We start from the raw sequence: 25,636 nt of genomic DNA, 5'->3' as shown, positions 1-25,636 counted from the left end.
GCTCCCCCCCGGGTGGCGGGGGGGGGCTCACCGGGGCTGCGCCCCGGTCGGCGCGGCGCCGGCCCCCCCCCCCCCCCCGCCCGCCCCCCCCCCCGGCCCCGGGCCGCGGGCGATCCCCGGCGGCGCCCGGTCCCGCACGATGTTCGGGCAAGGGTGGAGGTACGAACAGGCACGGAACGCGGTCGTGGTTGCGTCGGCGCGCGCGGCGGTGTTTCTCTGGGACCCGTCCACGGTGAGGCCCGCGCGCACCCTCCCACCGGCACTCCGAAACCCCGGAGAGCGGACGAACGACCCCTGCACACAAGGCTGTTCGGCATGTCGGGACCGGAGGAGCGCTGCGCGATGGACGACACAGGACACGGCCGCCCCGCCGCGCCGGGGCCACGGGACGACACCGTCCCGTACCCCACCACGGCCATCATCCCCCGGGTCCCCGTATGCCGCCCGTCCTGACCGGACCCGGGGTGCTGGAGGCACCCGCCGCCGCGCGCACCGCGCCCGCGCCCGCGCCCGCGCCCGTCGACCGGTGCCCGGAGGCGGCGACGGCACGCGCCGTGATCCTGGCCCGTTCGGGCCGGGGCGGCGCCGCTCTCGACCTGCTCGACGCGGTGAGCGCCGATCCGTGTACGGCCGACGACACCGCCGGGGACGTACGGGCGCTCCGTACGCTCGTCAGGGGCGAACACCCCGGCGAGCGCGGCGCGCCCCGGGCCCCGGCGCCCGGTGACTGGGGGCGCGCCCTCGCCGACGGGCCCGTGCGCGCGGCGGCCGACGCGTGGGCCGGGGTGCTGGCGGGCCTCCCGGCGTACGAGATCGCCCCCCGCGCCGACCGCGCCCTGGCCGCCCTCGCCCCGTCGGCCTTCCGTGTCCCGGCGGGCCCGTGGGGCGCGACGGTGGCCGCCGCCGCCGCGGTCCGGGCCCTGCTGCACACCGACCGGCTCGGCGCCGCCGCCGCGTGGAGCGGGCGGCTGGCCGCGCGCGCCGAACGGGACGGCGATCCCGAGCGACGGGCCGAGTTCCTGGTCCTGCTCGCCATGGCCGCGCACCGGCAGGGCGAGTTGGCGGTCGCCCGCTCCCGTCTCTCCACCGCCCTGGACCTCGTCCCCGGCGCGGACGCCCAACCCTGGCGCCTGACAGCCCTGTTGACCCGCGGAAGGGTCCTGGCCCTCACCGGCCGCCCAGCGTCTTCGGCGCCCCCGTCCGTCCCGGCACACACCGTCGTGCCCGACCGCGTCCCCGGACACAACACACCGCCCCGGCACGCCGACGCCGTACCCCGCGCGCCGTCCCCCAACAGCCTCCAGTGGGTGGACCATCTGTACTTCCGGGGCGAGACACGGCTGGCGCGCGGCAGACCGGCGGAGGCGCTCATGGACTTCGTACGGTGCGGTCGCGCGCTCCGCGACTGGGACGCCGACCGGCCGACCGTCACCCCCTGGCGCTCCGGCGCCGCCCGCGCCCATCTAGCCCTGGGCAACCGGGGCCCCGCGCTGTCCCTCGCCCTCGCGGAGGTCCGGCTCGCCCGGGAGTGCGCGGCCCCCCGGGCGCTCGGGATCAGCCTGCGCGAGGCGGCCGCGGCGGCCGACCCGCTGTTCCGGATGGATCTCCTCCAGGAGTCGGCCGGGCTGCACGAGACCGCGGGCGCCCGGCTCGAACTGGCCCGCACCCTCTGTCTCATCGGCAGGGAGCAGCACCGCGCCGGCGACCGGAAGGCGGCCCGCGCCGTCCTCGCCACCGCGTGCGAGGCCGCCCACGCGTGCGGCGCCCCGGTGCTGGAGAAGCGCGTACGCCAGGAACTCGCCGCGGCCGGCGGCCGGGTGTGCGGCAAGGCCGTACGCGACACCGCCACCCTGACGGCCCGCCAGCAGCGGGTCGCGGAACTGGCCGTCCAGGGCCATGGCAACCGGGAGATCGCGGCGCGGCTCTCCCTCACCGAAAGCACCGTGGAACAGCACATGACGCAGGTCTACCGGAAACTCGACATCGCGAAAAGAAGCGAGATACGGATCTCCGGGGAAACGCTCGGATAAGTCCCGCCCGGTAGGCGGCGCGGTACACGGAAATCATCCGGACCGGCGCGGCACGGTGATATCGAATCGCCGTGCCGCATCGCGCTGTCACGGGTGGGAAACGCGGCGGGAACCAGTTTCCGATACGTCACGCCATCACCTTCTGCATACCCCTCAAAACTGTCAGAATCGGGAGTTGACTTAACGGCGTACACGGAGGCGGGGGGACCGGTGGACCAGGAGAGGACGCCCGGAGCGGGTCGGCTGGCGGACCACATGGCGATCGCGTTGCTGACGACGGTGTTCCCGCGTGCGGAGGTACGGGCCGCGGTCGAGGAGGCGGGCCGGCGCGAGCGGCGCCACCGGGCGCTGCCCGCCTGGCTGACGGCCTATCTGGTGCTGGCGATGTGGCTGGACCCGGACGCCGGATATGTGCGGGTGCTGCGCACCGTCCTCGGCGGGCTGCGCTGGGGCGGGCGCGAGCCCTACGTGTGCGGCGACACGGTGCCGACCGACGGGGCGATCTCCCGGGCCAGGGCCCGGCTGGGCAGCGAGCCCCTGCGCCTCCTCTTCGAGGGCGCCGCACGGGCCGCCGCCCTGGCCGGGGCCGTCCCGGCCGGACCCGACGAGGTGACCGGGGCCGGGCGCGGGCTGCGCGCGGTCGCCGTCGGCAGCGCGGTCGTCGACCTCCCGCCCAGCGCGCGCAACCGGGCCGAATTCGGCACACCGGCCGGCGACGTACGTCCCCAGGCCCGGCTCGTGGTGCTCGCCGACTGCGCCAGCCTCGCGCTGCTCGGCGCCGCCCTCGCCCCCCTCGACACCGGCGAACGCCCCCTGCTGGAGGCGCTGTTCGACCGCCTCGGCCCCGGGACGCTCCTCTTGGTCGAGCGGGACGTCCCCACGTACGCGCTGTGCGAGCGGGCGGTGGCCGGCGGCGCCCAGGTGCTGTGGGGGGTGCCGGAGGCCCTGGCGCCGCCGCTCGGGGAACGCCTCCCGGACGGCACCTACCGGGCGGAACTGCGCGGCGCCCGCGCCGGCGAGCGCCTGCCGGTCCGGGTGCTCGGCCCCACCTTCCTCGACCCCCTGTTCGCCGACCGCGTGCCCCGCGACCCCGCCCTTGAGGGCCCCGGCGCCCCCGGCCCCACGGCGCTGATCACCACGCTCCTCGACCCTGTGGAGGCCCCGGCGCCGTGGCTCGTACGCCGCTACACCGCCCGGTGGCGGATCGCGGACCTGTGCCGCCCGCTCGGGGCCGACCTCCAGAGGCCCGGCGGCGCCCTGCGCTCCCGTACGCCCGACGGCGTACGCCAGGAGCTGTGGGCGCTGCTCTGCGTCTACCAGGCCCTGCGGACCCTGATGCCCCACCCCGAAACCCTTAAGTCATGACCTCGGAGGTGTAGGGGCTGGCCAGGGGCGACGGCGCGTCGATAGCTTCTCACCGGAATTCTCGGGCCTCGGGAATGTTCTCGTCGGTCTCCCCGGTCTCCGAAAAGGAGCGGGAGGGATCCCGGCAGCCCCGACCGTCTCGAAAGCCTCGACTACCACGAAGAGAAGAAGAGGTGGCCATGAGTTCTTTGGCTGACGCCTTGATAGGCGGCGCGGCGCCCGACAAGATCGAGCGGCTGTCGCTGCCCCGGGAATATCTGGCCACCCATCTCCGCAAGGACGACGCGGACATGTTCCGCGGCGTGGCCGACAAGGATGTGCGGAAATCGCTGCGGCTCGGTTCCGTCCCCATGCCGGAGCTGGCGCCGGACGAGGTGGTCGTCGCCGTCATGGCCAGCTCGGTCAATTACAACACCGTGTGGTCGGCGATGTTCGAGCCCGTCTCGACCTTCCGCTTCCTGGAGCAGTTCGCGCGGCAGGGCGGCTGGGCCGCCCGGCACGACCAGCCGTACCACGTGGTGGGCTCCGACGGCGCCGGTGTGATCGTGCGGATCGGGTCGGGGGTACGGCGCTGGCGGATCGGCGACCATGTCGTGCTCAGCCCCGCCCATGTGGACGAGCAGGAGGCCGCCACACACGCCGACGGAATGCTCGGCGCGGAACAGCGGGCGTGGGGGTTCGAGACCAACTTCGGCGGACTGGCCGAGTACTGCGTCGTACGCGCAAGCCAACTCATCCCCAAACCAGGCCACTTGACCTGGGAGGAGGCCGCCTGCAACACCCTGTGCGCCGGGACGGCCTACCGGATGCTCGTCGGGGAGCACGGCGCCAGGATCAAGCAGGGGGACGCCGTACTGATCTGGGGCGCCGCGGGCGGACTCGGCGCGTACGCCGTGCAGTTCGTCAAGAACGGCGGCGGCATTCCGATCGGCGTGGTCAGCTCGCCGGCCAAGGCGGAAGCCGTGCGCAAGCTCGGCTGCGACATCGTCATCGAGCGTTCCGAGATCGGCCTCGACGACGATCCGTCCGACGACCCGGCCCGGGTGATCGAGACGGGCAAACGGCTCGGCGCGATCATCCGCGGCCACATCGGGCGCGATCCGGACGTCGTCTTCGAGCATGTGGGACGCGCCACCTTCGGGATCTCGGTCTTCGTCGTACGGCGTGGCGGCACCGTCGTGACCTGCGGATCGAGCACCGGCTACCACCACGTCTTCGACAACCGCTACCTCTGGATGAAGCTGAAGCGGGTCATCGGCAGCCATATCGCCAACCTCCAGGAGCAGTGGGAGTGCGGCCGGCTCATCGACGCGGGACGCGTCGTGCCCACGATGTCCGCGCTCTACCCGCTGGCAGAGGTGGGCGAGGCGACCCGGCTCGTCCAGACCAACGCGCACCGGGGGAAGGTCGCCGTCCTGTGCATGGCGCCGGAACCGGGCCTGGGCGTCACCCGCCCCGAACTCCGCGCCCGGATCGGCGCGGAACGGCTCAACCCGCTGTGGATCCAGGGAAGTTCCGAGGTCTCGACCGACGCCGCGGCAGAGGAGAGGTGAGGGCGATGACACCACGTGCCATCGGGTTCCTGGGCACCGGCTCGTACGTACCCGAGCGTGAGGTGACCAACGACGAGATCGTCGCGATGGTCCCGGACATCACCGCCGAGTGGATCGAGCGGAAGACCGCCATCCGCTGCCGGCGGTACGCCGCCGAGGACGAGGCCACCTCCGACCTGGCGGCCAAGGCGGCGCTCGACGCGCTGGACCGGGCCGCTCTGACCGCCGACGACATCGACTACATCATCCTGTCGACCTCGACCGGAGACTTCCCGCAGCCCCCCACGGCCAGCATCGTCCAGCACCTCATCGGCGCCCACGACGCCGCCTGCTTCGACATCAACGCGGTGTGCGCCGGGTTCGTGTACGGCGTCGAGCTGGCCCGTGGGCTGGTGACCGCGCGCCCCGGCAGCCGCGCCCTGGTGGTCGGCGCCGACGTCTACTCCCGCATCCTGGACTACGACGACCGGCGCACCGCCGTACTGCTGGGCGACGGGGCCGGGGCCGTCGTCGTCGGCGAGGTCGCCGAGGGGTACGGGGTCCTCGCGCTCGACCTGAGCACCCACGGGGAGGCACAGGACCTCATCAAGGTGCACGCGGGCGGCAGCCGGACACCGACCTCCGAGCGGACCCTCGCGGAGGGCGGGCACTTCTTCACCATGCAGGGCCGGGGCGTCCGCGACTTCGTGATGGACAACGTGCCGCCCATGCTGGAGCGGCTGCTCGGCCGCGCCGGGGTCGGTGTCGACGAGGTCAACTGCTTCGTACCGCACCAGGCGAACGGCGTACTGCTCGGCGAACTCGTCAAGCGCAGCGGTCTGACGGGCGCGCACACCCATCTGATCGTCGAGAAGTACGGCAACGTGGGCAGCGCCTCCGTACCGGTGGCCCTGGACGACGCCGTCAGGTCGGGGGAGATCATCGACGGTGATCTGGTGCTGCTGTCGGCGTTCGGGGGCGGCATGTCCGCGGGCGCCTGCCTGCTGCGCTGGTCGCCCGCAGGGGGGCCGGCATGAGCGGTTTCGAGCGGATCGGCGTCGTCGGATGCGGGCTGATGGGCTCGGGGTTCGCCGAGGTCTGCGCCCGCGCGGGGCTGGGCGTGACCGTCGTGGTCCGCGGCGAGGACGCCGTGGACCGGGGCAGGGGACGGCTGGTGAACTCCCTCGAACGGGCCCGGCGCAGAGGGCGGATCGGCGAGAGCGAACGGGACGCCGCCCTGGAGCGGGTCTCCTTCTCCACCTCCCTCAAGGACCTGCGGGACCACGACTTCGTCCTCGAATCGGTCAGTGAACGCCTCCAGGACAAGCTGGAGGTCTTCGCGGAGCTGGACGAGATCGTCGAGAACCGGGACGCCGTCCTCGCGTCGAACACCTCCTCCATCCCCATCATGAAACTCGGGCGCGCCACCCGGGACCCGGGCCGGGTGGCCGGCGCGCACTTCTTCAACCCCGTCCCGATGATGCCGCTGGTGGAGCTGATCGGCTCGCTGCGGACCAGGCCGGAGACCCTGGAGCGGGTGGACGCCTTCGTCACCGGGCCGCTCGGCAAGGAAGTGGTACGGGGCCAGGACCAGCCGGGCTTCGTCGTCAACGCGCTGCTCGTGCCGTACCTCCTGTCGGCCGTCCGGATGCTCGAATCGGGCGCGGCCACCGCCGAGGCGATCGACCGGGGCATGGTGCTCGGCTGCGGCCACCCGATGGGGCCGCTGGCACTGATCGATCTGATCGGACTCGACACGATCGCGTCCATCGGTGAGTCCCTGCACGAGGAGCTGAAGGAGCCGCTGTACGCGCCCCCGCCGCTGCTGCTGCGGATGATCGAAGGCGGGTTCCTGGGCAAGAAGAGCGGCGAGGGCTTCCACCCCTACGCCTGAGACGGGCCGGTCCGCCCCAGGTCCGCCGCATCCCGTCCATGGACGGTTCGGCAACGGGGCGGGTACGAACGGGCAGTCGTCGTGCGGCGTGGTTGCCCCCGCGCACCCGGTGTGTTTCTCTGGCGGACGTTCCGGTCCGACGGGGGAGTGGGAGTTCACCGGTGCCCGAGGTGCGGCGCGCGTGCGTCACGACCGACCTGGACAGCCCCGGGGAACGCCTCGCCCGGCTGGGAGCGGCCCTCCGCCAGGGACACGATCCGTGGACCGTGCTCCGCCTCGCCGAACGGCTGATCACGGCGGGGCACGGAACGCGGACGCTCGCCGTCCTGGAGGAGTGGGAGAAGAGGCCGCCCGGAACACCGGGCGGCGCCCCGGGCGGTGGCCGGACGCGGGAGGACCTGCGCGCCGTACACGCCCTGATGCGCTGCGACCACCCGGGAATCGACGGGGCCCCGCCGCCACCCGCGCCCGGGGCGTGGGAGGAGGTCCGGGCCGCCGGGCCCGCCACGGCCGCCACCGCCGCACTGTCCGGCGCGCTGGCGGGGCTGCCCGCGTACGAGATCGCCCCGCGCGCCGAACACGCCCTCTCCGCGACGGAGTGGGGACGCCGATCCGCGCCCGCGGCCCTGCTGGCGATCCGGGCGCTGCTCCACGCGGACCGGCTCGCCACCGCCGCCACCTGGAGTCTGCGGCTGGCCCGCGAGGCCGACCGGGGCAACGCCCACGCCTGGCAGGCGGAGTTCCTGGTCCTGCTGGCCGTCGCCGAGTACCGGCAGGGCCAACTGCCCTCGGCCAGGGCCCACATCACCGCGGCCCTCGACACGGTACCGGCCGGGGAGGGCCGGCCGTGGCGACGGTCCGCGCTGCTGATGAGGAGCGGGATCGACGCGCTGATCGCCGGAGACGGAGCGGCCGGACACGGTGACGGGACCGCAGGCGTGGACGGGGACGGGAACGACTCCGGCCCGGGCGCCGATGACGGCGTCGGTGACGCCCGCGACGGCGTCGGCGACGCACGCGACGGCGCACCGGAGGGCGCGTCGCCCCCGACCGGTCTGCTCTGGGCCGATCAGCTCGCGCTCCGGGGCCAGTTGAGGCTGGCACGCGGCAGCACCGGTGCCGCGCTCGCCGACTTCCTGCGCTGCGGACGCGCCCTGCGCGCCTGGGACGTCGACCGTCCTACGGTGATCCGCTGGCGCTCGGGCGCCGCCCGCGCCCACGCCGCCCGCGCCGGGTTCGACGGCCTCTCCGCTCACGACGGCCTCTCCGTTTACGACGGCCTCCCCGGCCCCGGCCCGGCGGACGCGCTCGCCCTCGCGCTGGAGGAGGTGCGGCTCGCCCGCGCCTGTGCCGCGCCCCGGGCCCTGGGGATCAGTCTGCGCAGGGCCGCGTCCCTCGCCGACGCCCCCTTCCGGCTCGATCTGCTCCACGAGTCCGCCCGGTCGCACGAGATCGCCGGCGCCCGGCTGGAGTGGGCGCGCACCCTGTACGCCACCGGTACGGCGCTGCTGGCGGCGCGGGACAGGGGCGCCGCGCGCAAGGCGCTGGACCAGGCGGCCGAGGCGGCGGGGGAGTGCCGGGCGACGGCGCTGGCCGAGCGGATCCGTGTCACGCTCGGGGCGGCCGGTGGCGGGGGCCCGGGCGGCGGGGCGCCGGTCCCCGCCCGGCCGGACCCGCGTCCGCCGGACCCGCTGACGGTCAGTCAGCGGCGGGTGGCGCGACTGGCGGCGGCGGGCCGCAGCAACCGGCTGATCGCCGAGGAGCTGTCGCTCACGGTCTCCACGGTGGAGCAGCATCTCACCCGGATCTACCGGAAGCTCGGAATCAGGAACCGGGCCGAACTGGTCCGGTCCGGCTGCCCGCGGTGATCCCGTAACCGGAACCGTCGGCACGTTCCGCCGGCCGGACCGCCCGGAGGACCGCCCACCGGAACCGCACGACGACGGAACAATGTATTCCGTGGCCCCCGCGCCGGTGAATATCGTGGAGGAGGCGGGGGAGATCGCATTCGGTAACCTGTTTGGAAAATTGCTGTCGCAGTCGGTTCACATGGGGGAAGGTCCGCTGGTCGGCCGTGTGCGCGGGGGCATGGCCACGCCCCTCGGGATTCGCGTGATTTTTCCCTACAACTAGCCCTCGGCCGGGGCGGAGTCGAAAATTCCTGCGGTGAGCGTGCAAGCATATCGATGCGTGTAACGGTGCGTGCGGTGGAAGGACCATTCGACCTGGGGGGAACGTTGGGGTTAATACGAGTGGCGGTCCATGCGGAAGATCCCATCACATGCATGGGGCTGGTCGGTCCGATCGAGGCCAATCCGCATCTGGCTCTGAGCCAGTCGGAACCGGGGGTGGAGGCCGACGTCATGGTGGTGGCGGTGGAGACCGTAAATGCCGCCACCATGGACCTGCTGAGGAAGCTGTACACTACATCGAGCCGCTTCTGTCTGGTGGTCGACAATAGCTGGCACGCCGATTATTCGATGGCGGCAGAATATGGGGTGAGGGCGGTGCTCTGGCGCTCCGATTTCACTCCTGACAGGTTTGTTCATGTGATCCGTCTGGTCAATGAGGGATGGGCAGACTTTCCTTCGTCTTTACAGGGCGGATTGGTCGATCACGTGCGTCGCGTTCAATGCGACGTGCTCACTCCGAGAGGGCTCACCGCCTCCGGCCTTTCCGCCAGGGAGATCGATGTGCTGCGACTGGCGGCCGAAGGCCACGCCATCGCCGAGATCTCCCAGGAACTGTCCTACTCGGAGCGGACGATCAAGAACATCTTCTACGGTCTGATGAAACAGCTCAATCTCAGGAATCGGACCCATGTGGTGTCGTACGCCATCAGGGCCGGTCTGATCTGATCCGACCTGGTCCGGAGCCGACCTGATCCCGTGACGCACGGCTGAATCGCCTGCCCGCACCACTGCGGCGATTCAGCCGTTCCGGCATGCCCGGACCCCCGCCGAGCGGTGGGACATGGCCGGCGCGCCGGCCATGTGAAGGACGGACGAACGGTTCCGGGCCCGGCCCGCGATACATGGGCAACGTTGAGGTACGAACAGGCAGTCACCCCCGGCCGAGGTTGCCGCGCCGTCTCCCGTGGTGCTTGCCTGAGGGCCCGAACCGGGACCGCCCGTCATGGCGCGCACCGAACCGGTCGGCTGCCGAGGGGATCGGCATTCGCACACTCACGATCGGCGTTCACCCAGAACTGTCTGGAGCTGCGATGTCTGAGACACACCTGCCGCACGACGAGGCGATAGCCGTCGTCGGGCTCTCCTGCCGGCTGCCCGGAGCGGGCCGCCCCCGGGAGTTCTGGTCGTTGCTCCGCAGCGGGACGAGCGCCATCACACAGGTTCCGTCCGGACGGTGGAGCACGGCCCGCCACAGCGCGGGGGAGGGGCGGACGGAGGGGTTCGACCCGGACACACTGCCGGCGCCGCTGGCCGACGCGCGCTGGGGCGGATTCCTCGACGACGTCGCCGGCTTCGACGCGCGCTTCTTCGGGATCTCGCCCCGCGAGGCCGCCGCCATGGACCCGCAGCAGCGGCTTATGCTGGAGCTGGGCTGGGAGGCGCTGGAGGACGCGGGCCGGATACCGGCCGAGCTGCGCGGCAGCAGCACCGCGGTCTTCGTCGGGGCGATCTGGGACGACTACGCGCTCCTCAACGACCGCCATGGCCGGGACACTTCGGACCACCGCACGCTCACCGGGCTGCACCGGGGCCTCATCGCCAACCGGCTCTCCTACGTGCTCGGCGCGCACGGCCCGAGCCTCACGGTCGACTCCGGCCAGTCCTCCTCGCTCGTCGCCGTGCACCTCGCCTGTGCCAGCCTGCGCGCGGGGGAGTCCACGCTCGCGCTCGTGGGCGGTGTGAACCTCAACCTCGTGGCGGAGAGCGCGTTCACCGTCGCGCGGCTCGGCGCGCTCTCCCCGGACGGCCGGTGCTACACCTTCGACGCCCGCGCCAACGGGTTCGTACGCGGTGAGGGCGGCGCCATGGCCGTCCTCAAGCCCCTCTCCCGCGCGCTCGCCGACGACGACCGTGTCTACTGCGTCATCCGCGGCAGCGCCGTGAACAACGACGGACCCAGCACCACCCTGACCACGCCCAGCGCACAGGCCCAGAGCGCCGTGCTGCGCAGCGCGTACCGGCGCGCCGGAGTGGATCCGCGCGCGGTGCGGTACGTCGAGCTGCACGGCACCGGGACCAAGGTCGGCGACCCGGTCGAGGCGTCCGCCGTCGCCGCCGTGCTCGGCGCGGCGCGCACCGAGAGCGATCCGCCGGTGCTGCTGGGGTCGGCGAAGACCAACGTCGGCCATCTGGAGGGCGCCGCGGGCATCGTCGGCTTCCTCAAGACGGCGCTGGCGCTCAGCGAGGGCGAGATACCGCCCACGCTCAACTTCGCCGAGCCCTCGCCCGCGATCCCGCTCACCGAGTGGAAGCTGCGGATGGCACAGCACCTCACGCCCTGGCCGGACGGGGCGGAGGACGGTCAACGGCTCGCGGGCGTCTCGTCGTTCGGGGTCGGCGGCACCAACTGCCATCTCGTACTGGCCTCCGCACCGGCGGCCGGTGCGGCCCCCGTTCCCGTCGCCGCCCGGACACCCGACTCCGCCCCCGACTCCGACTCCGACGCCGAGTGCGGTGTGCTCCCGTGGGTGGTGTCGGCGCGCAGCGCGGCCGGCGTGGCCGCGCAGGCCGCCCGCCTCGCGGAGTTCGTGAAGGACCGTACGGAGAACGGTACGGCGCCGCGGCCCGCGGACATCGGGCTCTCCCTCACCACCACGCGCTCCGTGTTCGAGCACCGCGCGGTCGTCCTCGGGGAGAACCGCGACGACCTACTGGCCGCGCTCGACACCCTCGCGCGCGGGGGGCCCGGAGCCATGGAGTCCGGCCAGGTGATGACCGGGCGGGCCGGTACCGGCCGTACGGTCTTCGTCTTCCCCGGCCAGGGCAGCCAGTGGACCGGCATGGCGGACGAACTGCTGCGCTCCTCACCCGCGTTCCGCGCCCGGCTGGAGGAGTGCGCGGACGCGCTCGCCCCCCACACCGGCTGGTCCGTGCTGGACGTGCTGCGCGGCGCCGAGGGAGCGCCGTCGTACGACCGGGTCGATGTCGTGCAGCCCGTGCTCTTCGCCATGATGGTGTCGCTGGCCGCCGCCTGGAGCGCGCTGGGCGTGGAGCCCGACGCGGTGGTCGGGCACTCGCAGGGCGAGATCGCCGCCGCCTACGTGTGCGGCGCGCTCTCACTGGACGACGCCGCCCGCGTCGTGGCCCAACGCGCCGACGCCGTCCGTGTGCTGAGCGGTTCCGGCGGTATGGCGACGGTCCCGCTCCCCGCCGACGCGGTACGCGCGGACCTGGCCGCGTACGGCGACCGCCTCGGCATCGCGGGGATCAACAGCCCCGCGCGGACGACCGTCTCCGGGGAACCCGCGGCGACCGAGGAACTGGTGGCCGCCTACCGGGCCAAGGGGATCAGGGCCAGGACCATCCCCTCCGTGGACTACGCCTCGCACACCCCCAGGGTCGGGCCCGTCCGCGAGGAGCTGCTGGCCCGGCTCGCGCCGATCGAGCCCCGCGGCTCCGACATCCCCTTCTACTCGACGCTGACCGGCGGCCTGTTCGACACCGCCGGGCTCGACGCCGCCTACTGGTACGCGAATCTGTCCCGCACCGTACGGTTCGAGGACGCCACCCGCGCGCTGGCCGCCGACGGATACACCGTGTTCGTCGAGAGCAGCCCCCATCCGCTGCTGACCTTCAGCGTCGAGGAGACCCTGGGCGACACGGCGCTCGCGGTCGGCTCCCTCCACCGGGAGCAGTCCGGCCGCACCCGGATGCTGATGTCCCTGGCGCGGGCCCACGCGCACGGTACGCCGGTGGACTGGACGGCGTACTGGGCGGGCCGCGGCGCGCGCCGGGTCGACCTGCCCACGTACGCCTTCCAGCGCGAACGCCACTGGCTGGACACCACCACCACGGCGGTGGACACCCTGGTCGCGCCGGGCGCCCCCGCCCCGGACACACCGGTGGACAGCGGCACCACGCGCGGCACGGTGGACCGTACGCCCGCCTCCCTGGCCGGTCTCGTGCAGGGGGCGACCGCCGCGGTACTCGGCCATCTGCGCCCCGGATCGGTCGAGTTGGACCGTACGTTCAAGGATCTCGGACTGGACTCCGTGAGCGGAGCCGAACTCGGCCGCCGGCTCTCCACGGCCACCGGGCTGAACCTCCCCGCCGGCCTCATCTTCGACTGCCCCACCCCCGACCAGGTCGTCGCCCATCTGCGCGGCGCGCTCGGCGCGGCGGAGGGAGCGGCGGACACCGCGTCGTCGGACAGCGCTCCGGACACCCGGAAGGCGTACGCCGAACGGCCGGAGAGCGCAGCGCCGGACACCGACGAGCCCATCGCCATCGTCTCGATGGGCTGCCGCTACCCGGGGGACGTCCGCACCCCCGAACAGCTCTGGGAGCTGATCGCGGCGGGCGGCGAAGGACTGTCGGACTTCCCCTCCGACCGGGAGTGGGACCTCGACGGGCTCTACCATCCCGACCCCGCCCACGCGGGCACCTCGTACACCCGCAAGGGCGGCTTCCTGCACGACGCCACCCGGTTCGACGCCGGATTCTTCGGCATCTCGCCGCGCGAGGCGGCCTCCCTCGACCCGCAGCAGCGCCTGCTGCTGGAGGTGGCGTGGGAGACGGTCGAACGGGGCGGGATGGACCCGCGTGCGCTGCGCGGTGGACAGGTCGGTGTGTTCGTCGGCGCGATGGCCCAGGACTACGGGCCACGGATGCACGAGACGTCCGAGGGCACCGAGGGCGGCTTCATCCTGACGGGCACCACCTCCAGTGTGCTCTCGGGCCGCATCGCCTACGTCCTCGGCCTCGAAGGTCCCGCCGTGACCGTGGACACCGCCTGCTCGTCCTCGCTGGTGGCGCTGCACCTCGCGAGCCGCGCCCTGCGCTCGGGCGAGTGCGCGATGGCGCTGGCCGGCGGGGTCACGGTGATGTCGACCCCGGGGATCTTCGTCGAGTTCAGCCGGCAGCGCGGGCTCTCGGAGGACGGCCGCTGCAAGGCGTTCGCCGAGGGCGCCGACGGCACCGGATGGGGCGAGGGCGTCGGACTGGTGCTGCTGGAGCGGCTGTCGGACGCCCGGCGCCTGGGCCACCGGGTGCTCGGAGTGGTACGCGGCTCCGCCGTCAACCAGGACGGCGCGTCCAACGGACTGACGGCGCCCAACGGGCCCTCGCAGCGCCGGGTGATCCGGCAGGCGCTGGCGGACGCCCGGGTAGCGGCGTCCGAGGTCGACGTCGTGGAGGCACACGGTACGGGGACACGGCTGGGCGACCCGATCGAGGCGCAGGCGCTGCTGGCCACGTACGGGCAGGACCGCCCGGCGGACCGGCCGCTGCTGCTGGGCTCGGTGAAGTCGAACATCGGCCACACCCAGGCCGCCGCCGGGATCGCGGGCGTCATCAAGATGGTCCAGGCGATGCGCCACGGCGTCGTACCGCCCACGCTCCACGTCGACACCCCGTCCTCCCGCATCGACTGGTCGGCGGGCGCGGTGGCGCTGGCGACGGAGGAGACGGCCTGGCCCGCCACCGGACGCCCGCGCCGCGCCGCGGTCTCCTCCTTCGGCATCAGCGGCACCAACGCGCATCTGGTGCTGGAGGAGGCCCCCGACGCCGGGCCCGTGGCGCCGGGCCCGGCGGATCCCGGCCCCGGGGCCACCACCCGCGTATGGTCCGAGGAGGCCGGCCCGGCGACGGCGTGGGTGGTCTCGGGACGCGCCCCGGAGGCGCTGGCAGCCCGGAGCGGTCAACTGGCCTCCTGGGTACGGTCCCGACCCGATGCGGGCCCGGACACGGAGCCGACGGGCACCGAACCCGGGGAGGTGGCCCTCGCCCTGGCGACCGGCCGGTCCCACTTCGAGCACCGCGCGGTCGTCCTCGGCCAGGACACCGCGAGCCTGACGGCCGGCCTGGACGCCCTCACCGACGCGGCGGCGGCCCCCGGCGTGATCACCGGTGTCGCCGCGGGCGCCGGCACCGCCAGGACCGTGTTCGTCTTCCCCGGCCAGGGCCCCCAGTGGGCCGGCATGGCCGCCGGACTGCTGCGCGACTCACCGCTCTTCGCCGAACGGATGGACGCCTGCGCCCGGGCCCTGGAGCCCTACACCGACTGGCGGTTGCTCGACGTGCTGCGCGGGCGGCCCGGTGCGCCGGGGCTGGACCGGGTCGATGTCGTCCAGCCCGCGCTGTTCGCGGTCATGGTCGGCCTGGCCGCCCTCTGGCGCGCCCACGGCGTCGAACCCGACGCGGTGATCGGACACTCCCAGGGCGAGATCGCCGCCGCCCATGTCGCCGGCGCCCTCACCCTGGACGACGCCGCCCGGATCGTCGCCCTGCGCTCCAAGTCCCTCTCCCGGGTGGCCGGAACGGGCGGGATGGCGTCCGTACCGGTCTCCGCCGACCGGGCACGCGCCCTGATCGCCGGCCGGCCGGGGCTGCACCTGGCGGCGGTCAACGGTCCGGCCACCACGGTCGTCGCCGGTGACACCGACGCGCTCGCCGAACTCCTCGCCCACTGCGCGGCCCACGACATCGACGCCAAGGCGATCCCCGTCGACTACGCCTCCCACACCCCCCATATGGCGGTGCTGCGCGAGGAGTTGGCCGGGCTTCTGGAACCGGTGCGCCCCACCGCGGCCGACGTGCCCTTCTACTCGACCGTCACCGGCGGCCTGCTCGACACCACCGCGCTCACCGGCGCGTACTGGTACGAGAACCTGACCAGCCCGGTCCTCTTCCACTCCACCCTGCGCCAACTGGTCGACGACGGGCACGGCCTGTACGTCGAGACCAGCCCGCACCCCGTACTGATCCCCAGCATCCAGCACATCCTGCACGCCGCCGGTACCGACGGCGCCACCGACGGCCCCGGCGCGGTCGCCGTCGCGAGCCTGCGCCGGGACGCGGGCCGGTGGCCGCAGTTCCTGAACTCCCTGGCCACGGCGTACGCACACGGCGCGCCGGTGGAGTGGCGCCAGGCGCTCACCCGGCCCGGCGAGCCCGCCGCGCACCCGTCCGTGACGCCCGACCTGCCCACGTACCCCTTCCAGCGACAGCGCCACTGGCTCACCTCCGCGCCCGTCCTCACCGACGCGACCGGGCTCGGGCTCCAGAGCGCCGAACATCCCCTGCTGGCGAGCGCAAGCCATCTGCCCGACGGCACCTGGCACGCCACCGGCGTCCTGAGCACCGGCGCCACGCCCTGGCTGGCCGACCACGCCGTCACCCGCACCCCGCTGCTGCCCGCCACCGCGTACCTCGATCTCGCCCTCCACGCGGGCACCGCCACCGGCTGCCCGGCGCTGGAGGAACTGACCCTGCACGCACCGCTGATCCTCGACGGCGAGGCGCCCGTCCACCTCCACCTCACCGTGACACCGCCCGATCGGGACGCCGCCACGGAGGGCGGCGAGCGGCGGCGCGTCGAGATCCACTCCCGGCCGCGGACCACCGACCCGGGACGGCCCTGGACCCACCACGCCACCGGCACCCTCACCACCGCCGCCGGGGCGCCCGCCCCGGCCGGGACCGAGACGGAGGGCGAGGCGTGGCCGCCCGCCGGGGCCGAGCCGGTACCGGTCGACGGCCTCTACCCGGGGCTCGCGGAGCGCGGCTACGACTACGGTCCCGCCTTCCGCAACCTGCGGACCGCGTGGCGCCGGGGCACCACCCTGTACGCCGACGTACGCCTCGGGGCCGAAGCCGCCATCGGCGGCTTCGGGATCCACCCCGCGCTGCTGGACGCGGCCCTCCACGCGCTCTTCCTCACCCCCGGACACACCGGAGCGGCCGAGGGCGCCGGGGACGCCACGGGCGGGATCGAACTGCCCTTCTCCTGGGACGGCGTTCAGCTGCACGCCACCGACGCCGACACCCTCCGCGTCCATCTCACACCGACGGGCGACCACACCGTCCGGCTCACGGCGAGCGACCCGGCCGGCCGGCCCGTCGTCACCGTGGACACCCTCACCCTGCGGCACCTGGACACCGGCGGGCTGACCGCCGAACACGACATCCGGCGCTCCCTGTTCCAGCTCGACTGGCATCCGCTGCCGCTGGACGGACCGTCCCCGGCCACCGGGATACGGCACCTCGCGCTGCTCGGCGCCCCGGGCCCCGGCCTCGACACCGGCCCCGGCCCGTACGCGAACCTCCCCAGGACCTCCGGTCCCACCCTCACCCGCCACACGGACCTCGCCGCTCTCACGGCCGCACTCGACGCGGGCGTGGCGGAAGGTTCCCCGGAATCCGGCGCGGCCGTCCCCGACGTGGTGATCGCTTTCCTGCCCGCGCCCGAACCGGACGCGGAGAACGGCGAAGCGCCGAATGGCGAGGCGGAGAACAGCGCGGACGGGGACGGGAGCGGCGCGGGCCGGGGCCTGCCCGCCCGTACCGCGGGCCGCACCACCACCGTTCTGCGCCTGCTCCAGCATTGGCAGGCCACACCCCACTACGAGGCCGCCACCCTGGTCCTCGTCACCACCCACGCCGTCTCCACCTCTGTCGCGGGCGCCCCACCCGCCCACCTGGCCGACGCCGCCGTCTGGGGTCTGGTCCGGTGCGCGCAGACGGAGAACTCCGGCCAGTTCCTGCTGCTCGACACCGACCACCACCCCCTGTCCGCCGAGGCGCTGCCCACCGCGGTCGCCGCCGCCCTCGCCGCCGGGGAGAACCAACTCGCCCTGCGCGAAGGCCAGGCCGCCGTGGCCCGGCTCACCCCGGCGACCGCGGACGGCGCCCTCGTCCCGCCCACGGGCACCGACGACTGGCACCTTGAGGCGTCCGGCCGCGGCGGCACCCTCGACCAGGTGGTCCTGGCCGCTTCCGAGGAGCGCACCGGACCGCTGGGACCCCGGGAGATACGGATCGCCGTACGCGCCGCCGGACTCAACTTCCGTGACGTCATGGTGTCGTTGGGCCTCGTCCCGATCAAGGTGCCGATCGGCGGCGAAGAGGCGGGCACCGTCACCGAGGTCGGCGCCGAGGTCACCGCACTGGCCCCGGGGGACCGGGTGATGGGCATGTCCACCGTCGGCGGCATCGGCCCGGTCCGCGTCACCGACCACCGGCTGGTCACCCGTATCCCCGACGGCTGGTCCTTCACCCAGGCCGCCACCGTCCCCGCCGCCTTCCTCACCGCCTACCACGCCCTGACCGACCTCGCCCGGATCCGGCCCGGGGACAAGATCCTGATCCACACCGCCACCGGCGGCGTCGGCATGGCCGCCGTCCAGCTCGCCCGGCACTTCGGCGCCGAGATCTACGCCACCGCGTCCCCCACGAAGTGGGACACCCTGCGCGCCCTCGGGCTGGACGACGACCACATCGCCTCCTCGCGCACCCTCGACTTCGAGCAGGACTTCCTCGCCCACGCCCCCGAGGGGCTGGACATCGTCCTCAACTCCCTGGCCCACGAGGCCGTCGACGCCTCCCTGCGACTGCTCGCGCCCCACGGCCGGTTCATCGAGATGGGCAAGACCGACATCCGTGACGCGGACGAGGTCACCGCCGGCCACCCCGGCCTCCTCTACCGCTCCTTCGACCTGCTGGACCTCGGTCCCGACCGGATCGGCGCCCTCTTCGCCGACCTCGCGCGTCTCTTCGCCGACGGCACGCTGCGCCCCCTGCCGGTCACGACCTGGCCGCTCTCCCAAGCACGCCACGCCCTGCGCCACTTCAGCCTGGCCCGGCACATCGGCAAGATCACCCTCACCCTGCCGCCCGCGCTCGATCCGGCCGGCACCGTACTGATCACCGGAGGCACCGGCACCCTCGGCGGACTCGTCGCCCGCCACCTCGTCACCCGGCACGGTGTCCGCCACCTCCTGCTGACCAGCCGCAGCGGCCCGGACGCCGCCGGTGCGGACGGACTCCGTACCGAACTGACCGCGCTCGGAGCCCAGGTCACCATCTCCGCCTGCGACGCCGCCGACGCGGACGCCCTCGCGTCCCTGCTCGACGCGGTGCCCGCCGGCCATCCCCTCACCGCGGTCGTCCACGCGGCGGGCACACTCGACGACAGCACCCTGGCGAACCTCACCCCGCGCCAGGTCGACACGGTCTTCCGGCCCAAGGTCGACGCCGCCTGGAACCTGCACCGGGCCACCGAGGGGCTCGACCTGGCCGCGTTCGTCCTGTTCTCCTCGGCCACCGCCACCCTGGGCAGCGCCGGACAGGCCAACTACGCGGCGGCCAACGCCTTCCTCGATGCCCTCGCCGCCCACCGGCGCACCGCCGGGCTCCCCGCCGCCTCGCTCGCCTGGGGGCTGTGGGAGGAGGCCAGCGGCATGACCGGCCATCTCGACACCGGCCAGCGGCGGCGCGTCATCAGCCACGCCGGGATCACCCCGCTCGCCACCGACCACGCCCTCGCCCTCCTCGACACCGCGCTCCGGCTCGACCAGCCCTTCCTGCTGCCGTCACCGCTCACACCGCCCGACGACCCCGCCGCCGTCCCGGCCCTGCTGCGCGCCCTGCCGGGCGTCCACACCCGGCGTACGGCGGCCACCACCGGCAACGGGAACGGCAACAGCAACGGAAACGGTGCCGGAAGCAGCGGTCGCGACGGGCTCGCCGACGAGCTGGTCAGGCTCTCGTCCGAGGAACAGCACCACTACCTCCTCGGTCTGGTACGGAGCCACGCCGCCACCGTCCTCGGCCACCCGACGCCCGACACCATCACCCCGGCGCACGCCTTCAAGGAGATCGGCTTCGACTCCCTCACCGCCGTCGAACTGCGCAACCGGCTCACCGCGGCGACCCGGCTGCGGCTCTCCCCCACCCTGGTCTTCGACCACCCCACACCCACCGCGCTCGCCACCCACCTGCACACCCAGCTCAGCCCGCGCGCCGCCGACGTCGCACAGAACGTACTCCGGGACATCGACCGCCTCGACCAGGCGCTGTCCGCGCTCTCCGCGGACACCGCACGCGGCGGCGCGATCGCGAAACGCCTCGAAGGTCTGCTGTGGAAATGGCGCGGGACGACGGAGAACGGTTCGCCGGACGGATCCGACGACGATCTCAGCTCCGCGACGGACGACGAGATATTCGACGTCATCGAGAACGAGTTCGGAATCTCCTGACCTTCAACGTGAGGATGGTCGTTTCTGATGTCGGACGAAGAGAAACTCCGGGATTATCTGCGCCGCGTGACCGCCGACCTGCGCCGTGCCCGTCAGCGGCTGCGCGAGGTCGAGTCGGACCGTTTCGAACCGGTCGCGATCGTCGGCATGGGCTGCCGCTACCCCGGGGGAGTCGAGTCGCCGGACGACCTGTGGCGGCTGGTCAGCGAGGAGCGGGACGTGATCTCCGGCTACCCCACCGACCGCGGCTGGGACCTGGAGACGCTCTACGACCCGGACCCGGACGCCCAGGGCAAGAGCTACGGCCGTCAGGGCGGATTCCTCCACGACGCCGGTGATTTCGACGCCGCCTTCTTCAACATCAGCCCGCGCGAGGCCATCGCCACCGACCCGCAGCAACGCCTTGTCCTGGAAACCGCGTGGGAGACCCTGGAACGGGCCGGAATCGATCCGGCCGCATTGCGCGCCACCTCGACCGGCGTCTTCACGGGAAGTTACGAACACGACTACAGCACCCTGCTCACGGCGCATTCCTCCGCCGAGGTCGAGGGATACATTCCCACCGGCGGATTCTCCTCGGTGATCTCGGGCCGGGTCGCGTACGCGCTGGGCCTGGAGGGGCCCGCGGTGACCGTGGACACGGCGTGCTCGTCCTCGCTGGTGGCGATGCACCTCGCGTGCCAGTCGCTGCGCGCGGGCGACTGCACCCTCGCCCTGGCGGGCGGTGTCACGATCATGGCGACCCCCACCCCGTTCATCGCCTTCAGCCGGCAGCGCGGTCTGGCCCGTGACGGCCGGTGCAAGGCGTTCGCGGCGGCGGCCGACGGGACGAACTTCTCGGAGGGTGTGGGGCTGGTCCTGCTGGAGCGGCTGTCCGACGCGGAGCGCAACGGACACGAGGTGCTGGCGGTGATCCGGGGAAGCGCGGTGAACCAGGACGGCGCCTCGAACGGGCTGACCGCGCCCAACGGCCCTTCCCAGCAACGGGTGATCGAGCGCGCGCTCGCCAACGCCCGGCTCACCCCCGACCAAGTGGACGCCGTCGAGGCCCACGGTACGGGCACCACACTGGGCGACCCGATCGAGGCGCAGGCGCTGCTGGCCACCTACGGCCAGGACCGCCCCGCGGACCGGCCGCTCTGGCTCGGCTCGCTCAAGTCGAACATGGGTCACACCCAGGCGGCGGCCGGGGTGGCGGGCGTGATCAAGATGGTGCTGGCGATGCGCCACGGCCTGCTCCCGAAAACACTGCATGTCGACGCGCCCAGCCCGCACGTCGACTGGTCGGCGGGTGCGGTCTCCCTGCTGACGGAGGAGCGGGCATGGCCGGTGGTGGACCGGCCGAGGCGGGCGGCGGTGTCGTCGTTCGGTGTGAGCGGCACCAACGCGCATGTGGTGGTGGAGCAGGCCCCGGCGCCCACCGAGGCGCCCACCACGGCCGAGGACCCGGACGTGGTGCCGTGGGTGGTGTCGGGCGGTTCGGCGGCGGGTCTGCGGGCGCAGGCGGAGCGGTTGGAGCGGTACGTACGGGAGCGGCCAGAGCTGGGCCCGGGTGAGGTGGGCCGGTCGCTGGCGGTCGGCCGGGCCAGGCTCGACCACCGTGCGGTGGTGGTGGGCCGTGACCGGGAGGCGTTGCTGTCGGGGCTGGCCGCACTCGGACGAGGGGAACCGGCCGCCGGTGTGGTGACCACGGAGGAGTCCCCGGTGACGGTCGACGGCGGCCGGGTGGTCTTCGTCTTCCCCGGTCAGGGCTCTCAGTGGGGCGGCATGGCACTGGAGTTGGCCGAGTCGTCCGAGGTCTTCCGGAACCGGCTGCTGGAGTGCGAGGAGGCGCTGCGGCCCCTGGTGGGCTGGTCGGTGCTCGATGTGCTGCGCGGGGTGGCCGGCGCCCCGGACCTCACCCGGGACGATGTCGTGCAGCCGGTGCTGTTCGCGGTGATGGTGTCGTTGGCGGCGCAGTGGCGGGCGGCGGGGGTGGAGCCCGAGATGGTGGTGGGCCACTCCCAGGGCGAGATCGCCGCCGCCTGTGTGGCGGGTGTGCTGTCGCTGGAGGACGCCGCGCGGGTGGTCGCCCTGCGGAGCGGGCTGCTGATGCGGCTCGCGGGACGCGGCGGCCTGGTGTCGGTCGCGCTGCCCGTCGCCGAGGCGGAGGAAGGGCTCGCGCGCTGGGACGGCCGGCTGACCGTCGCGGCGGTCAACGGCCCCTCCGCCGTGGTGATCGCGGGCGACGCGGACGCCCTGCCCGAACTGCTCGCCTGGTGCGCGGAGTCCTCCGTACGCGCCCGACAGATCCCCGTCTCCTTCGCCTCCCACTCCGCCCATGTCGAGGAGATCCAGAAGGAGCTGCTGGACGTGCTCGCGCCGGTGGTGCCGCGGTCGGGCGGGGTGCCGTTCTTCTCGACGGTGACGGGTGAGCTGGTCGACGGCTCCGAGCTGGACGCGGCGTACTGGTACCGGAATCTGCGGGAGCCGGTGCGGTTCGAGCCGGTGGTGCGGTCGTTGATGGAGCGGGGCTTCGACACGTTCGTCGAGGTCAGCCCGCACCCGGTGATCACGGCGGCCGTGGAGGACATCGCCGCGGGAACGGGCGCCACCGCCGTGACCGGTGGCACCCTGCGCCGGGACGAAGGGGGCCTGGACCGCTTCCTGCTGTCGGCGGGGCATCTGTCGGTGTGCGGGGTGCGGGTGGACTGGGGCGCGCTGTTCGCCGGGCGCGGACTGCGGACGGTGGCGCTCCCGACGTACGCCTTCCAGCGCGAGCGGTACTGGCTGTCCGGCGGCGGCGCCACGGGCGACGTGGCGGCGTACGGACTGACCGCGACGGGCGCCCACCCGCTGTTGGGCGCCGTGGTCGAACTCCCGGACTCCGGTGGGGTGGTGGTCAGCGGACGGCTCTCCGTACAGGACCAGCCCTGGCTGGCCGGGCACCGGGTGCTCGGTGAGGTGGTGGTGCCCGGGGCGGCGCTGGTCGAGATGGCCATCCGGGCCGGTGACGAGGCCGGCTGCCCGGACCTGGAGGAGCTGGTCATCCAGGTGCCGCTCGTGCTGGCCGGGACGGGGGCGTCGTTCGTACGGATCACCGTGGGCGAGCCCGAGGAGACCGGCAGCAGGCCGCTGACCCTGTACGCGCGGGCCCAGCGGGACGACGGCCCCTGGACCACCCACGCCACCGGCCTTCTGGCCCGGCCCGGCACCGCTCCCGCGGACACCGTGGACGTATGGCCTCCGGCGGGTGCGGAAGCGGTTCCGGTGGGCGGTGTGTACGAGGACTTCGCGGCCCGCGGTCTGGAGTACGGGCCGGTCTTCCGCGGCCTGGAGGCGGTGTGGCGCCGCGGCGAGGAGACCTTCGCCGAGGTCGCCCTGAACGAGGAGGGCCGTACCGGGGCCGCCGGGTTCGGGGTGCACCCGGCGCTGCTGGACGCCGTACTCCACGCGGTGGTGCTCAGCGGCGCCGTGCCCGGCATCGAGTCCGGCGTGCCCTGGCTCCCCTTCGTCTGGTCGGGGGTGCGGCTGCACGCGGTGGGCGCGGCCCGGGTCCGCGTCACGATCACCGCCGCCGAACCGGGGGTCCTGCGGGTCGAGGTCGCCGACCCGGCCGGCGGCCCGGTCCTCTCCGTGGCCGGACTGACGCTACGGCCGCTGCCCACCGGTGAGTTGACGACCCGGCCCCGGCACGCGGACGACCTGTTCCGGCTGGACTGGGTACCCGTGGCGACCGCGCCACCCGGGGCCGGGACACCGGAACCCGGCGCGACGGAGCCGGACGGAGCCTGGGTGCTGCTGGGCGAGGACCGCCACGGCCTGGGACTCACGGCCTTCGCCGCACCGGCCGAACTGGCGGGCAGGGAGCCCGAAGTGGTGGTGTGGTGCGCCCCGGGCGGCGCCGACCCGGCGGGTGCGCGGGCGAGCGCGTGTGCGGCGCTGGAGACGGTGCAGGGCTGGCTGGCCGAGAAGGCGTGCGCCGACTCCCGGCTCCTCGTGGTGACCTCCGGCGGGGTGGCGGCGGACCCCGGCGCGCCGGTGGACGCGGGCGCCGCCGCCGTCTGGGGTCTGGTGCGCTCCGCACACTCCGAGAACCCCGGCCGGATCACCCTCCTGGACCTCGACCCGGACGCCGGGGCGACCGTACCCCTGCTGGCCGGGGCACTGGCCACCGGAGAACCCCAACTCGCCCTCCGTGACGGAGGTTTACGGGCCGCCCGTCTCGCCCGTGTCACGGCGGGGCCCACGGGCAGCGTCGCCCTCGACCCGGCCGGGACCGTACTGGTCACCGGCGGAACGGGCGATCTGGGCTCCCTGGTGGCCCGGCATCTCGTGGAACGGTACGGCGTACGGAACCTGGTGCTGGCCGGCCGGCGCGGCCCGGCCGCCGAAGGAGCCGAGGCGCTACGGGCCGAACTGGCGGCCCTCGGCGCCGGTACGGAGATCCGCGCCTGCGATGTGACCGACCGCGAGGCGCTGGCGGAACTGCTGGCGGCCGTCCCCGCCGACCGTCCGCTCACCGGCGTCGTGCACTGCGCGGGCGCCCTGGACGACGGGGTCGTCCCGGCCCTGGACGCCGAGCGGATACGGCGGGTGTTCGCCCCGAAGACGGACGCGCTCGGCCATCTCGACGCCCTCACCCGCCACGCCGACCTGAGGATGTTCGCGGTCTTCTCCTCGGCGGCCGGAGTCCTCGGCACCCCGGGGCAGGCCAACTACGCGGCGGCCAACGCCGCCGTCGACGCCCTGGTGACCTCGCGCCGGGCGGCCGGGCTGCCCGGTGTCTCCCTGGCGTGGGGCTGGTGGGGCAAGGGCAGCGGGCTGACCGGCGACCTGACCGAGACGGACCGGGAACGGTTCGCACGGGGCGGCGTGACCGCCATGACGGCCGACGAGGGCCTGGCGCTGTTCGACGCGGCCCTGGCGCACGACCTGCCGGTGGTGGTGCCGGTGAAACTGGACCTCGCCAGGCTGACGGAGGCGGCGGGCTCCGGACCGGGCACGGGCACCGGCCCCGGCGCGGTCCCGCCGCTGCTCAGCTCCCTGGTCACCACGGGAACCGCGACCCGCAGGACCGCGCACGGCGGCACGGCCCAGAGCGGCGCCGACGCCCTGCGCCGTCGGCTCGACACCCTGCCCGAAGGGGAACAGACCCGTGAGCTGGTCGAGTTGGTGACCGGACAGGTCGCCACCGTCCTCGGCCACGCCCGCGCGGCCGGACTGGAGGTGACCAAGCCGTTCAGCGCGCTCGGCTTCGACTCGCTCACCGCCGTGGAGCTGCGCAACCGGCTCTCGCAGGTCACCGGGTTGCGCCTGCCCGCCACCCTCACCTTCGACCATCCCACCCCGCTCGCCCTCGCCCACCATCTGCGCGGCGCACTGGTGCAGACCGAGGCGGAGACGCTCGAAAGGGTGCTGGGAGACCTCGACAAGGTGGCGGACATCCTGTCGCGGCTCGATCCGGACGACGCGGTACGCGCACGGGTCACCGAGCGGATCAGGGCGCTCCTCGCCCCCGGGGGAGAAGCCCCGGCGGAGACGTCCGGGGACGAAGTGACGGAGCAACTGCAACTTTCCTCCACCGAAGAGCTGTTCCAGTTCGTCGACAAGCAATTGGGAGCCTGAACCGATGGATGAGAACGCCAAACTCCGCGACTATCTCGCA

Annotated in this window: 10 protein-coding genes; all 10 read left to right on the top strand. The window is 73.8% G+C overall.

The features are described 5' to 3' along the window. Positions 1–437: 437 nt before the first annotated feature. The 10 genes from ACFXPK_RS05630 (at position 438) to ACFXPK_RS05585 (ending at position 25,596) form a co-directional block, all read left to right on the top strand. Complete coding sequence (locus tag ACFXPK_RS05630) at positions 438–2,030, top strand: LuxR C-terminal-related transcriptional regulator (RefSeq protein ID WP_385071976.1); 1,593 nt, start codon at positions 438–440, stop codon at positions 2,028–2,030. Between the two features lie 210 nt (positions 2,031–2,240). Next, on the top strand, positions 2,241–3,395 hold the full coding sequence (locus ACFXPK_RS05625; RefSeq protein ID WP_385071974.1) for a transposase domain-containing protein: 1,155 nt from the start codon (positions 2,241–2,243) through the stop codon (positions 3,393–3,395). A gap of 179 nt (positions 3,396–3,574) precedes the next feature. Next, on the top strand, positions 3,575–4,948 hold the full coding sequence (ccrA, locus tag ACFXPK_RS05620; RefSeq protein ID WP_385071971.1) for a crotonyl-CoA carboxylase/reductase: 1,374 nt from the start codon (positions 3,575–3,577) through the stop codon (positions 4,946–4,948). A 5-nt stretch (positions 4,949–4,953) separates the two neighbouring features. Next, complete coding sequence (locus tag ACFXPK_RS05615; RefSeq protein WP_385071969.1) at positions 4,954–5,964, top strand: 3-oxoacyl-ACP synthase III family protein; 1,011 nt, start codon at positions 4,954–4,956, stop codon at positions 5,962–5,964. Further along, positions 5,961–6,821 (top strand): 3-hydroxybutyryl-CoA dehydrogenase, encoded by an 861-nt coding sequence (locus ACFXPK_RS05610; protein WP_385071967.1) that lies wholly within the window; start codon positions 5,961–5,963, stop codon positions 6,819–6,821. The genes ACFXPK_RS05615 and ACFXPK_RS05610 overlap by 4 nt, the downstream gene beginning before the upstream one ends. A gap of 161 nt (positions 6,822–6,982) precedes the next feature. Next, positions 6,983–8,689, top strand: coding sequence for a LuxR C-terminal-related transcriptional regulator (locus ACFXPK_RS05605; protein ID WP_385071965.1), 1,707 nt, complete (start codon positions 6,983–6,985; stop codon positions 8,687–8,689). Positions 8,690–8,780: 91 nt separating this feature from the next. Continuing rightward, entirely contained in the window at positions 8,781–8,954 is a 174-nt protein-coding gene (locus tag ACFXPK_RS05600) for a hypothetical protein (RefSeq protein ID WP_385071962.1), read from the top strand. A gap of 152 nt (positions 8,955–9,106) precedes the next feature. Further along, positions 9,107–9,679 (top strand): response regulator transcription factor, encoded by a 573-nt coding sequence (locus tag ACFXPK_RS05595; RefSeq protein ID WP_385002588.1) that lies wholly within the window; start codon positions 9,107–9,109, stop codon positions 9,677–9,679. 365 nt (positions 9,680–10,044) lie between these two features. After that, complete coding sequence (locus ACFXPK_RS05590; RefSeq protein ID WP_385071959.1) at positions 10,045–19,989, top strand: type I polyketide synthase; 9,945 nt, start codon at positions 10,045–10,047, stop codon at positions 19,987–19,989. A gap of 24 nt (positions 19,990–20,013) precedes the next feature. After that, entirely contained in the window at positions 20,014–25,596 is a 5,583-nt protein-coding gene (locus tag ACFXPK_RS05585) for an SDR family NAD(P)-dependent oxidoreductase (RefSeq protein WP_385072062.1), read from the top strand. Positions 25,597–25,636: the final 40 nt, after the last annotated feature.

Origin of the sequence: Streptomyces sp. NPDC059142, assembly GCF_042755665.1 — a bacterium.
Classification (GTDB): domain Bacteria; phylum Actinomycetota; class Actinomycetes; order Streptomycetales; family Streptomycetaceae; genus Streptomyces.
The sequence above is the reverse complement of the archived record's forward strand: the minus strand, read 5'-3'. Positions and strand labels throughout refer to the sequence as shown.

What these genes read in the sequence shown, in the direction of transcription:
- ACFXPK_RS05630 (WP_385071976.1), top strand. Translation starts at nt 438, where the DNA reads ATGCCGCCCGTCCTGACCGGACCCGGGGTGCTGGAGGCACCCGCCGCC.
- ccrA (WP_385071971.1), top strand. Translation starts at nt 3,575, where the DNA reads ATGAGTTCTTTGGCTGACGCCTTGATAGGCGGCGCGGCGCCCGACAAG.
- ACFXPK_RS05615 (WP_385071969.1), top strand. Translation starts at nt 4,954, where the DNA reads ATGACACCACGTGCCATCGGGTTCCTGGGCACCGGCTCGTACGTACCC.
- ACFXPK_RS05610 (WP_385071967.1), top strand. Translation starts at nt 5,961, where the DNA reads ATGAGCGGTTTCGAGCGGATCGGCGTCGTCGGATGCGGGCTGATGGGC.
- ACFXPK_RS05595 (WP_385002588.1), top strand. Translation starts at nt 9,107, where the DNA reads ATGGGGCTGGTCGGTCCGATCGAGGCCAATCCGCATCTGGCTCTGAGC.
- ACFXPK_RS05590 (WP_385071959.1), top strand. Translation starts at nt 10,045, where the DNA reads ATGTCTGAGACACACCTGCCGCACGACGAGGCGATAGCCGTCGTCGGG.